7 protein-coding genes are annotated in these 13,322 nt (G+C 55.7%); 2 read left to right on the forward strand and 5 right to left on the reverse strand.

The window, feature by feature from the left end:
* Positions 1 to 110 precede the first annotated feature (110 nt).
* The 3 genes from AH68_RS06730 to AH68_RS06740 all read right to left on the reverse strand — a co-directional run bounded on the left by AH68_RS06730 (position 111) and on the right by AH68_RS06740 (position 3,357).
* Positions 111 to 2,432: a RelA/SpoT family protein gene (locus tag AH68_RS06730; protein ID WP_039198773.1), complete on the reverse strand. Its 2,322-nt coding sequence runs from the start codon at positions 2,430 to 2,432 to the stop codon at positions 111 to 113.
* A gap of 155 nt (positions 2,433 to 2,587) precedes the next feature.
* A complete protein-coding gene (dut, locus tag AH68_RS06735; protein ID WP_039198775.1) occupies positions 2,588 to 3,064 on the reverse strand; it encodes a dUTP diphosphatase in 477 nt (158 codons plus the stop codon).
* Positions 3,064 to 3,357, reverse strand: coding sequence for a DUF4193 domain-containing protein (locus AH68_RS06740; protein WP_022245122.1), 294 nt, complete (start codon positions 3,355 to 3,357; stop codon positions 3,064 to 3,066). The genes dut and AH68_RS06740 overlap by 1 nt, the downstream gene beginning before the upstream one ends.
* A gap of 149 nt (positions 3,358 to 3,506) precedes the next feature.
* Here AH68_RS06740 and sepH point away from each other — a divergent pair, with 149 nt between their 5' ends.
* On the forward strand, positions 3,507 to 4,535 hold the full coding sequence (gene sepH / locus AH68_RS06745; protein ID WP_039198777.1) for a septation protein SepH: 1,029 nt from the start codon (positions 3,507 to 3,509) through the stop codon (positions 4,533 to 4,535).
* A gap of 15 nt (positions 4,536 to 4,550) precedes the next feature.
* Here the strand turns inward: sepH and AH68_RS06750 are convergent, their stop codons facing one another.
* Positions 4,551 to 5,777 (reverse strand): alkaline phosphatase family protein, encoded by a 1,227-nt coding sequence (locus AH68_RS06750; RefSeq protein ID WP_039198781.1) that lies wholly within the window; start codon positions 5,775 to 5,777, stop codon positions 4,551 to 4,553.
* Positions 5,778 to 5,862: 85 nt separating this feature from the next.
* Here AH68_RS06750 and AH68_RS06755 point away from each other — a divergent pair, with 85 nt between their 5' ends.
* A complete protein-coding gene (locus AH68_RS06755) occupies positions 5,863 to 8,550 on the forward strand; it encodes a DNA gyrase/topoisomerase IV subunit A (protein ID WP_039198783.1) in 2,688 nt (895 codons plus the stop codon).
* Between the two features lie 147 nt (positions 8,551 to 8,697).
* On the opposite strand, the gene AH68_RS06760 is transcribed toward AH68_RS06755, so the two are convergent.
* Positions 8,698 to 13,314, reverse strand: coding sequence for a DEAD/DEAH box helicase (locus AH68_RS06760; RefSeq protein WP_039198785.1), 4,617 nt, complete (start codon positions 13,312 to 13,314; stop codon positions 8,698 to 8,700).
* Between the last annotated feature and the right edge of the window lie 8 nt (positions 13,315 to 13,322).

Genomic DNA, 13,322 nt, shown 5'->3' on the forward strand with positions numbered 1-13,322 from the left:
CAACAAGCTTCACGGCAAAACAATGAAAAGCCCCTCACGTGAGGGGCTTTTCATTATCTCCGAGAGAATCTACAGCAGTTCAGATGAGTCTCACGACCGCACTGATCGTGTCAGATTTTGCGTAAGCGAGGTTCGGCGGAGTCCTTGGCACCGGTGATTCGATATACATCGAACACGCCTTCGATCTTGCGCACTGCGGCAAGCAAAGTATTCAAATGCTGGGGGTCGGCCATTTCGAAGCTGAATTGGCTGGTGGCCACACGATCGGTTCCCGTGGAAATGGAACCGGAGATGATGTTCACACCATGGTCGGAAAGCACGCGAGTCACATCACTCAACAAGTGCGGACGATCGAGCGCCTCCACCTGAATCTTGACCATGAACACGCCCTTGGTGCTGGTCCACTGCACGTCAACCACACGTTCCGGCTGGCGTTTTTGCAAGTCCAGCATGTTCTGGCAGTCCACACGATGCACGGACACGCCCTGATTGCGGGTGATGAAGCCAATAATCTGGTCTCCCGGCACCGGCATGCAGCATCGGGCAAGCTTGACCCAAATGTCTCCCACGCCTTTGACGGAAATGCCCAGCGAACTAGTGGTCTTCTTGGTGCGTTCCACCTGCTTGAGCGGCAACGCCTCCTGTTCCACTTCTTCGTTCACTTCGTCGCTGCCCGCATCGCGAACCAAGTGCGAAATGACGTTCTGCGTGGAAATCTGACCATCACCGATTGCCACGAACACAGCCTCGGCATTGGCGAGATTCAACTCGTCAGCAATGCCGACCAACGCTTCAGGAGTCAACAATGTTGCGATCGGAAGGTTGCGCTTGCGCATGGCTCGCGTCAGCTCATCGCGACCTTCTTCAATGGCTTCGGTGCGGCGTTCCTTGCTGAACCATTGGCGAATCTTGTTACGGGCTTTCGGGCTCTTCGTGAAGCTCAGCCAGTCACGAGACGGACCAGCAGATTCGGACTTCGACGTAAGCACTTCAACGGTATCGCCGTTTTCAAGCTTGGTGTCGAGCGGCACCAAACGGCCGTTCACACGAGCACCCATGGTACGGTGACCGACTTCGGTATGCACCGCATAGGCGAAATCAATCGGCGTTGCCTCGGCAGGCAACGATACGATCTTGCCTTTCGGAGTGAACACGTAGACTTCGGCAGCACCCAGATCTTCCTTCAGGGAGCCTAAGAACTCGTTGGAATCCGGAGTCTCACTCGTCCAGTCGGCAAGTTGCTGAATCCACTTGAGATTATCAGCCTCGCTCAACTCCTGATTCTCGCCACGCTTACGATCGGACTTATCAGGCGAGCTCAATGCGCGACCGGCCTGACCATTCTCCTTATACTTCCAATGCGCGGCGATGCCGAACTCAGCACGACGGTGCATGTCCCACGTACGAATCTGAATCTCGACAGGCTTGCCGCCAGGACCAACCACCGTGGTGTGCAGGCTCTGATACATGTTAAGCTTCGGCATGGCAATGTAATCCTTGAAACGACCTGGAACAGGGTTCCAACGCGCATGCACCGCACCCAACGCAGCATAACAATCCTGAATCGTGTCGACGATAATGCGTACACCCACCAAATCGTAGATATTCGCAAAATCATGTCCGCGTACGATCATCTTCTGATAAATCGAGAAATAATCCTTCGGACGCCCCGTCACGTACGCCGAAATGTTCTGCTCGTCAAGGTCTTCGTTGATCTCAGCAAGAATCTGCTTCAAATACACGTCTCGCTGGCCCGCACGACGTGCGACAAGCACCACGATTTCGTTATAGATTTTCGGATAGAGCACCTTGAAGCTAAGCTCTTCCAATTCGGTTTTGATGGCGTTCATGCCAAGACGATTGGCAAGCGGCGCGTACACGTCGAGCGTTTCGTGCGCTTTCTTCTGTGCGCTCGGTGTTTTGACGTAACGCCACGTACGCGCATTATGCACGCGATCGGCAAGTTTGACGACCAGCACGCGCACGTCGCGACTCATCGCGACCACCATCTTGCGAATGGTTTCGGCTTGCGCGGAATCACCATATTCCATTTTGGAGAGCTTGGTGACACCATCAACCAGACCGGTCACGGTATCGCCGAATTCGGCACGACACTCGTCAAGCGTGTAGTCGGTGTCTTCAACAGTATCGTGCAGCAAGCCGGCGGCCACAACCAACGGCCCCATGCCAAGATCCGCGAGAATCTGCGCCACAGCCAGAGGATGGATGATGTACGGCTCACCCGATTTGCGCCGTTGTGAAGAATGCTGCTTGACCGCACGCTCATAAGCACGTTCAAGAATGCTCATATCCTCATCGGGATGATGGTATTCGCACATCTTCAGAATCGGCTCAAGCGGATCAAGCGGATTCGTGCTGATCTCACAGCCCAACATTCGGGCAGAATGAACCTCACGTTCAATGTCTCCCATCGTCCACCTCCTCGCTCGCAATGCTCCCTATACTACCCGCGCATCACGGTATGTTCGGGGTATCCGACCGCGTGTTGCACGGCCAGATACCCCCGAAAAACATTATGCCGCCAACGTTTGCCGATTCTTGGCGCCTATGCCTTCGCATACTCAGTTCAGGAGGCCACACCGGTGGATCCGAAGCCACGCTCAGCACGGTCAGATCCGGGCAGCGTCTCCGCTTCGATGAACTTCGCCTCGACATAACGCTGGATGACCAGCTGCGCGATGCGGTCTCCCGGGTGGAACGTCACGGTGCGTTCCGGATCAAGATTGATCAGCGGCACTTTGATTTCGCCACGGTAGCCCGCGTCAATGGTTCCAGGCGCATTCAACACGGTAACGCCCTGTTTGACGGCAAGACCAGACCGTGGGTGCACCAAGGCCACATAACCCGCTGGAAGCGCGATCGCCACTCCCGTAGGCACCAGTGCCCTCTGGAACGGCTTCAACGTGACTTCCTCGGTGGTACGCAAATCGGCGCCCGCATCCCCGGCATGGGCATAGTACAGTTCCGCCGGCTGGTCGGGATTCAGCGACTTTACTAGGACCTCGACGTTTTCCGGCTCGTTGTATGTTTCGTCGAACGCCATCAGGCAGCGCACTCCTGACATACCGGCTGACCATCGTCAGTGGTGTAGGCGAGCTGGCTGCGATGCTTCACCAGGAAGCATTCGGAACAGATGAACTCGTCTCCCTGCATAGGAATGACGGTCACCGAAGCGTCCTCGTTGCTGAGATCCGCGCCCGGCAGCTCGTAATCCTCGGCGATGGCATTCTCGTCATCGTCCATGTCGTTGGAAGTGTTCTGGGAGCTCTTGCCCAAAGCCTGGAGCGACTCCTCGTCCTCGTCCTTGTTGCGCGGGGAATCATAATCCTGTGCCATCGAGATTCCTTTCGTCATCTATGGTGCTTATGCGCCATAGGATACATGACTTTTACCCCGCATAGGATACACGATTCGAAATACTCGTAAAATCCGACACGTGGGGCACAATAGAATAAACAGTAATTCTTAAAGGAAAGTGGTGTGTTGTGCCTGAGAATTCACTCGAGGAAGCGCGGTTCGATCATGTCAGTGATGCCGGTGAACTCGTCTTTGTTTCAGGTGCCGGGAAGTTCTCTGTAAAGGTCGATGAAGCGCTTGAAAGAGCCGTTTTAGAAGCTAAGCAGATCCGTTCTGAAGTGCAGGAGAAACAGCAGACGCACACTCCGATTACTCTGCCGATTTCGCAGATTCAGTCGTTGATTCGCGCCGGCGCCGATCCCGCGCGTGTTGCGGAAAGATATTCGTTGAGCGAAGCGCTCGTTCGGCGTTTCTCGGCTTCGGTCGAAACGGAGAAACAATATGCGATTGAGCAGTTCCTCGCCGTTCCTGCACCGAAAGAAAGCCGCGTACGTACGCTTTCCGAACTGATTGAACGCACATTCGCGGCGGCGCGGGTGCGTTTGGAAGACGTGACTTGGAAGGCCACCAGACTTGGCTTGGAACCTTGGAAGATCAGCGCTCAGTTCGTTTCCTCTGGCCATACCATCTGCGCGGAATGGTCGTGGAACATGCATGACAACGCCGTAAGTTGTTTGAATTCCGCTGCACGCAAGCTCATCGGGGAGCAAGACACGCCGAAGGAAGGACACGCCGAGAAACACGCCGATGAGAATTTCCTCGCTTCGCTGAATCTTCCAGGAAATTCCGCCCGATCGGCGCGAATCGAACAGACCGTATCGGCATGGAACACGCCTGAACCGTCCATGCCGGTGGCGCGCCCCTCAGCGGCGCCTTCTGTTCCAATCGCGCCAATCGGCGTCTCTAACGAATTCGACACGCCGAGTATGGCCGCCGACGTCTCTCTGTCAAACCTATCGGAAGACGCCATGACGAAAACCGACGCCAATGCAACAGGCGCTGCTCAGAACACCATCGCGTCCGCATCGGATACCGCTTCGAACACCGCAAACACGAGTCAAACACCCGATCCGCACAGCCAAAACACCACCAAATCGAAGCGGCGCGCCGGACGTTCCGCCGTACCAAGTTGGGATGAGATTCTATTCGGCGACTGAGCCAAACCCTGCATGCTAGGCCACGTCGATCAGACAGGGGATATCAGACTCGAGCATGGTGAGCGAGCCATGCACGCTCGGCAGATGCATCGCCTTTTCCGCCTGAGTGCGGGAATCCACGATGGTGACGGCCTTCGTGGCCGAAACGATCACATCACCAATCATCGGTTCGACGTGCGAGACCACAGGCCCGTACACACCCTCCGCAATCGCCTGCGATCGCGTACGCACTTGTGCCCGGTCTTCCAACACGTCACGCCACCGTGTGGCGATGTCTTCCGGGGCCTCGCCCTGTTCCGCATAGAGCATGACGCAACGCGGTTCACCGCCGACATGAGCGACGCCCTGCATGAGCCGCTGATCCTGTGCAATGTCAATCACGGATTCGGGATCAGTGGTGATCATACCGTGATCCGCCACAATCACAATCAATGTGCCTTTGGACACGCTGCGGCGAAGAAGGCCGAGCTGAGCGTCAACACGCTCGTACGTGCCAATCCATTTGTCGGAATCCCAACCGTAATTATGCCCAACCTTATCGGTATCACGCAGATACAGGTATGTCAGTCCGGGATTTTTCGCCGCCTGAGCCGCGACTGCGACACGCTTGCGCGAATCATCGTTGGAAATGTAGTCACTGCCACGCAAGGCAGCCTGCGTCAACGCGGAAAATGCGAATTTCGGCAATCCAGAACTGGTCACACGAACGCCTTGCGCGCTTAGCTGTTCAAACATGGTCGGCTGCTGCTGCAACTCAAGCGGAGGAACCGCATTTTTGAAGGAAATCAGCTGGCATATTTCACCGGTTTTCGGATTGAGCTGCGTATAGCCGGTCATACCCGTCATACCGGGGCATGTTCCCGTACCGAATGTAGACATGGCCGCGACGGTAGTGCTCGGCATGCATGTGGCGATGGGACGTTGATTGGCGGAATCGTTCATGAGGGACCGCAAGTAGGGCGCATGCCCCAGTCTCATGTTGAGGTTCCAGTAGCCGAGACCGTCCACGAGCACCACGACCGCGGACGCCGAGTCCGGCAGCCCAAGCGCTTCCTGCAGACCTTTCGGGTCAGAATGAATGTCCGTTGGCATGGGGCAGCCAATGGCGTTGGAAACCGCAGGAAGTACCGACGACAGGTGCAACGCTCCCCCACGGGTCCCTTCAGATGGCATGTCATCTCCGTAGCATGCCGGTTCAGTCATGGTAAGCAGCTCTTCGTCGCTTGGCACTTCAACACTCATGACTCCTATTCAAGCACCGCGGTGGTACCGGCTGGTAACATTGCTAGGTTGATTACCATTACTTTTCCGTGAGGAGATTCACCGCATGGTGTCGCACCGCAAACCGGCAAAACCAGCCTTTGACCCGCGTACGGTCAAAGAGAACATCGTCGAAACACCGTTGAACGAGGAGATGAGCAAGTCCTTCCTCGAATACGCGTATTCGGTGATCTATGCCCGCGCGTTGCCCGACGCCAGAGACGGTCTGAAGCCGGTGCAGCGCCGCATCATCTACCAGATGGGTCAAATGAACCTCAATCCGGATCGTCCGTACATGAAGTCGGCCCGTGTGGTCGGCGAGGTGATGGGTAAGCTTCACCCGCATGGCGATTCCGCGATTTATGAGGCGATGGTTCGTCTTGCGCAACCGTTTGCCATGCGTCTGCCTCTGGTCGACGGCCACGGTAATTTCGGATCCCTTGATGATGGTCCGGCAGCATCGCGTTACACCGAGGCTCGCATGGCCCAGGCTGCACTTGGCATGAACGCGAATATCGCCGAAGATACAGTGGATTTCACACCGAACTACGACAACAAGCTGCAGGAGCCAACCGTTTTGCCTGCCGCGATCCCGAATCTGCTCGTCAATGGCGGTTCCGGCATCGCCGTCGGTATGGCCACAAATATGGCGACGCACAATCTGGGCGAAGTGGTTGCCGCAGCCAAACACTTGATGCATCATCCTGATGCCACGTTGGAAGAGCTTATGCGCTATGTTCCCGGCCCTGATTGGCCGAGCGGTGGCGTGATTGTGGGACGTAAGGGCATTCGCGAGGCCTACGAGACCGGTCGTGGCGCGTTGACCACGCGTTCGGTAACACATATTGAAAACGTAACCGCTCGTAAGAAGGCAATTGTCGTAACGGAACTGCCTTTCATGGTCGGTCCGGAACGTGTGTTGGAACGTATTTCCGAGGGTGTGAAGAATCGCAAGCTGGAGGGTATTTCCGGCGCGATAGACCTGACGGACCGCCATAACGGCACTCGCCTTGTCATTGAAATCAAAACCGGCTTCGACCCGAACGCCGTACTGGCGCAACTGTTCAAGCACACACCGCTGCAAGACAATTTCACCATTAATAACGTAGCATTGGTCAACGGTCGCCCACACACCATGGGCTTGAAGGAAATGCTTCAGGTATGGGTGGATCATCGCCGTGCGGTGATTCGCCGTCGTAGCGAATTCCGCAAAAAGAAGGCGCTGGAACGTCTGCACCTGGTTGAAGGCCTTCTGCTTGCGATGGTCGACATTGACGAAGTGATTCAGGTGATTCGCTCGTCTGACGATGCCGAAGCAGCAAAGACGAAGCTCATCAAGGTGTTTGATCTGGATGAGATTCAGGCACAGTACATTCTCGATTTGCGTTTGCGTCGCCTGACGAAAATGAGCCGCATCGAGCTTGAAGCGGAACGCGACGATTTGAAGCAACGTATTGAGGAGTTAGATCGCATTCTTGCCTCCTCTGAGGCGCTTGACGGCGTGGTGATTGCCGAAATGGACGAAGCTGTTGCCACGTATGGCACGCCACGTCGCACTGTGCTGTTGGATGAAGACGCTGACGGCAGGCTTGTGCCTGTTGTGGCGCATGGCGATGATGGCGTATCCGCCTCCGCTGTGGCTGCGGCACGCGCCGCAGCCACGGTGTCGTCCGCCGCCGCCGATGTCGCCGCCGCTGCAAAGGCCGCGAAGAAAGCCGGCGAAGACAATGCCGAAGCCATGGCTTTGCAGATCGACGACGAACCGTGCGCTGTGATGTTGTCGGCCACTGGTCTGATCGCACGCACCTCCGAAGACGCGTTGGAGCGTTGGGAGAATCGCTCTTCTGCCGACCAGCGTGCAAAGGATGATCAGATTATTTCGATCTTCCGCACGACCACGCGTTCCTCATATGGTTTGGTCACATCTGCCGGCCGTCTGATTGTGGCGCATGTCGTGGAATTGCCGGTTATGTCCGTGGATGGGCCGCTCCACGTGACTGGCGGCGTCCGCGCCGAAGAGTTGATCGGTATGACGGAAAACACCGATCCAATTCGTGGTGAACGTGTGATCGCTGCGATCGCCATGCCATCCGCCGACGATTCCGGTGATAATACCGTAGAGCCCACTCCTCTTGCGTTGGGTACGCGCAATGGTGTAGTCAAGCGTTGGAATCGCGAATCGCCCACCACCATGGATTCATGGAGTGTCATCGATTTGAAGGATGATGATGAAGTTCTGGCTGCCGCTGAAGCGCGTGACGAGGATCGGCTGGTGTTTGTATCCACCGACTCCTCTCTGCTGACGTTCGAGGCGAAGAACGTACGTCCGCAGGGACGCACCGCCGGAGGCATGGCAGGCATTCGCCTGGCTGAAGGCTGCTCAGTGGCCGCGTTCGCGGTGGTTCCCGCCAGCAAGGTGGCATGGAATTATGAAGAAGGCGAGAATGGCCTGTTCTCCGCGTCTGGAGCTGTGGTGTTGACGGTTGCAGGTGATTCCGAAGCGTTGCCGGGTACGGAGAATGGTTCCGCGAAGGTAACCCCATTGGAGATGTATCCGACGAAAGGCCGCGGTACCGGTGGTGTTCGTTCGCAGCGCTTCCTCAAGGGACAGGATACGTTGATTCTCGCATTTGTGGGCACATACCCAGTACACGCTTCCACACAGGGCGGCGCCGGCGTGGAATTGCCGAAGCCGGATATGCGTCGAGATGGTTCTGGCACGGAGCTTTCCGCACCAATCGCCATCGTCGGCTAAATTGTTTTCGTTGACAATGCCCGTATCTTGCGATGGCGGGAATCGCTTTGGTTTCGCTTGTGCTTGCAAGATGCGGGCATTGTTGTCGGCACGGTTCTGTCAGCGCGTCCGTTTCGTTCGCTTTGGCTCAGGCGATGTAACACCAAGCTAGCAGTAGAGCTTCATGCCTTGCGGGCTGTCAACGAAGCCGGCCGCATGAAGAATCTGCCGATTCGCATTCCGTTCCTTTAATGACATACCGTTCATTTCACTGAAGCTGACGCTGCCACTGGGTTGTCGTTGTAATGCGTAGGCAAATTCGACGCAAACTGGTTTCAATATTGTCTCGTCAATTGCGAAACTGACGATTTTATGACTCTTTGGCACGGCAAACAACACGGGTTCGCCTTGCCTGAGTACGATGATGGAGCCAGATCTACGTGCCGGTTTGAGGTAATCCTGTTCTGACCAGGCGATTGCGGAGCCAATAAGATTGGCGGGATCAGTCACATCGAGCGCCACGCAGGACTGACTATGCCATTGCGTATCGCTACGAAGCGCGTCGATGGTTTCTCGCTCTGCGAATTGTGCTGCGCCGAAACCTTTCACGAACATGCCTCGGACCAGTGTGCCATGTTCTTCCATTCGTTTGAGTACTGGATAGAGTGATGAAAATCCTCCGGCAATCCGTTCCTTATCAACCAAAGGGGCGGCAATCACCCCATATCGATCCAGCAGCGAGTCGATGAGCGCCAACTTACGCTCCTCCACACTTGATGCATGCGCCGCATCATCAATGCCGGTATCTCCATTTTTAGACATGGCAGGCTCAATGACACCGTCTAGCGTTTTATTTGATATAACGGTTCGCCCATCACCACAAGCTACAGCGGACCATAATCCACTCAAGCTCAATGGTGTTGGAGGGCGCATGGTGACGCGCCTACGTGCGGCACGACGAGGTGTGCGAACAGTTTTGCCTCCGTGTAGGAGCGTTCGTACTGGCGTGAACGAGCTGTTCGTCACTTTTCCTTGCCATACCAGTGACCATAGGGCTTCCTCGAACTGTTGCTCGCCCCATGCGGGGAAGATGATTTCGCCTGTTTCAGAGTTCACCTGCACTTCGGCATGCTGCTGCCAGATGGTTTTGGCTGCGGCTGAAAGCTGTTGAATAGGGAACGCTCCGCCACCGCTCAATGCTGCTAGCACGGCTTCCGGCATGGTCAATGTTTCATTATTTTTCAGTTCTTCCAATGTTGATTCAGATGGGTTGAACAGCAAAGAACCCGCTGGGTAGAAGGCGATATCACCAGCTTCTTTGGCGTTGGATCCGCTCGCTTTCGAGCCGACCCACACCACATCCGATGATGAAATGAGCTCGTCGAGCATGCTGGGCTGATAGTCACGCACACGCGTCGGGAATACCATGGATTCCCATACCGAAGCGTTCAGGAACACGCCTTCCAACTGTTCGATGACACGCATCAAACCATCGACACCTTCGTAGCGTTCACCTCCAACAGGACCGACTCCTTGACGATCAAGCAGAAAAGCCTGATAGACGCTCGGATCGACCGGTTTGACGGCTTTTCGAGCCTTGGCGAGAGACAACGATCGAATGCGCCGGAAAACATCTTTGTGAAGCCATTGCTGAATAGCGCCCTTTTGGGGAGTCTCACCTAAATCAGTGAATCTTCCTTTGATGAGTTCACCTCGAGCATCCAGCTCATCAAGCGCATGCACCGCTTGAGCCGCGTCAACATCAAGTTCGGCAATCATCTTGTCGGAGGTGAATGGGCCATGCGTTTTGGCGTATCTCGTTACGCGCCCGTTGATATCTTCTTCGGCGAGATCATTCCAGAACGTTCGTTCGGCAAGCTCATCTTCCACCTGCGTAACGACTTCGGCATCCAACAACGATGCCATATCCGTACTCCCTAAGAGCCGTTCCAGTACTTCCGGATCCATGGACAGCAATTGCGTGCTTCGTTCGGCCTGCGGCACGTCATACTGGTACATCACCGATCCAACGAAACCAAACAGCATATTCTCCGCAAACGGAGACGGTGCTTCGGTAACCGCTTCCGACAACAGTATCGTCCCAGTATTCAACCCGTTCATAATCGTGTGCAATGCGGGAAGATCGTACACATCCTGCAGGCATTCGCGAGCGGTTTCCAGCAGTAGAGGAAAATTCTTACGGGTACGGGCCGCATTCAATAGCTGCGCGGCCTTCAATCTCTGCTGCCATAACGGCACACGCTTGCCTGGACGAGTACGCGGCAGAAAAAGTGATCTGGCTGCGCATTCGCGGAATCGGGCCATGTAGAGCACGCTCTCGCCAACCTGTGTCTCAACGATGCGTTGTAATTCGTCCACGTCGAACAGCAGCAGCTCATGCATCGGCAAATCGCCATAACCGTCCGGCAATCGTAGAACAATGCCGTCGTCGGCCGCATACACTTGACCATCGAAGCCAAACCGCTGTTTGATTCGAGCGGTAATAGCCAACGCCCAAGGCTCATGCACGCGCCTACCGTATGGCGAGTGGATGATAATGCGCCAATCCCCACCTTCATTCTGACAACGTTCCACCACGAGATCACGGTCCGAAGGAATCACACCTGTCGCCTTGCGTTGTTCGTCAAGCAGTTTGGCAAGATTGCTTATGGCATTGCGGTCAAGACCATCCCGCTTCAAACGTTGTGTGGCCTCACAGTCGAACCGCACTTCCGATACAGTTTGGACCGTATTCTGATCACCATTCTCCGCTGGTTCGTGTCTGTGCAATCTTTGGCTGAGTTCGCGTGTCAAACGCCCTTGTGCCAATCCGAAACCATAATCGCGACCGTCCTGGTCCCCATGCCAGAATGGCAGGCGTGCGGTACGGCCTGGTGCGGGAACCACCACTACCCTGTCTCGTGTGATCTCTTGGATCTGCCAAGTCGAAGTCCCCAAGGTGATGATGTCTCCCACACGGGATTCGTATACCATTTCCTCATCCAGCTCACCTACCCGTCGAGGGCCCGCGCCGGAGCCTTCTTCTGGAAGTACCACCGTGTACATGCCACGGTCAGGTATGGTGCCGCCGCTGGTCACTGCCAAACGTTGCGCTCCTGGACGTGCGGAAATCAGCCCCGCTTCTTCGTTATATTGCAGCGGCGGGCGGAATGCGGAAAAGTCCTCACTGTTGTACGCTCCTGTCATCATGCCGATAACCGCATCGAACATGGACCGATCGAGATCTCGGAAAGGCGCGGAACGACGCACGAGGTCGTACCAATCATTCGTAGAAAGATCTTCCATGGCCGCGGCCGCAACGGTCTGCTGTGCGAGCACATCCAGAGGATTACGGGGTATACGTAATGGTTCTATAGCCCCTTCCCGCATACATTCCAGGCTGGTTGTTACGCCAATAATCTGCTGTCGGGTTATGGGGAAGAACAACGCATGAGAGACTCCCCCGACATTGTGGTCGGCACGGCCCACTCGCTGCAATCCCGATGCGATCGACAATGGGGCGGCCACCTGAATCACTAGATCCACAGAACCCATATCGATGCCGAGTTCCAAGCTGGAGGTGGCCACCACACAACGCAACTGGCCGCGTTTCAACTGCTCTTCGATCCGTTTGCGCCGATCTTTTGACACGGACCCGTGATGCGCCATGGCAATCACATCAACATCGTCATGCGATTCAACCAGCATGGTGGTGGACCCCACCACCGAATCGTAATGCCCTGCAAATTGCTCGCGGCCTTCCGGCGAGCCCAAGTCACGGTGCTCACTCAAATCGGTCGCCTCCGCGCCCTGTTTCGACTCCGCATACATGTCGTTGAGCCGTGCAGTAAGCTTCTCTGCCAATCCACGCGAATTGACGAACACCAATGTGGTTCGGTGACGCAACACCTCATCGAGAATGGACCGTTCAAGAGCCGGCCATACCGAACCACCTGTAGCGCTGGTATCAAGCATATTACGCAATGGTTCCACGACCCTCAAATCCATAGCCGGAACAGCGCCGGGGTTCACCACCGTCACCGGTTGCGAACCTCCAAGGAACCGCGCTACTTCCTCAACGGGATTAACGGTTGCCGATAACCCTATGCGCTGCACTGGATGTCCGATCATATCGTCAAGGCGTTCAAGACTTAACGCGAGATGCGCGCCTCGCTTCGTACCTGCGACCGCATGCACCTCATCGACGATCACCGTCTCCACATCCGCCAATATGCTGTTCGCTTTGGAGGTAAGCAGCAGGAATAATGATTCCGGCGTGGTGACGAGAATATCCGGCGGATGACTGACGATTTTTCGACGTTGTTCAGGTGTCGAATCGCCGCTGCGCATAGCCACTTCAACATCGGGGACGGGCAGTCCCATCGCCTCGCACTGCTGAGAAATTCCCCGCAACGGCAGTTCAAGATTCTTCGTCACATCGACGCCAAGCGCCTTCAACGGCGAAATATACAGTACTTTGACGTTACGCTTCGTCTTCTTGCGGGAACCTTTCTTCACAGTTCTTCGTTCCGCATGGCTCTCGGTTGCCACGGTTTCGCCATGAACGTCCACTCCTGCGGAACGCGCTCCGCCCGTCATAAGCCGGTCAAGAGCCGAAAGGAACGCACAGAGGGTTTTACCCGACCCAGTAGGCGCCACAACGAGCACGTTCTCGCCAGAATGGATGGCCGGCCACGCCTGCTGCTGGGCTTCGGTGGGCCGGTTGAACGCATGTTTGAACCATGCTTTGGTCGGTTCCGAAAACAAGTTCAAACATTCGCACATACGTTCGA

Origin of the sequence: Bifidobacterium catenulatum PV20-2, assembly GCF_000800455.1 — a bacterium.
GTDB lineage: Bacteria > Actinomycetota > Actinomycetes > Actinomycetales > Bifidobacteriaceae > Bifidobacterium > Bifidobacterium kashiwanohense_A.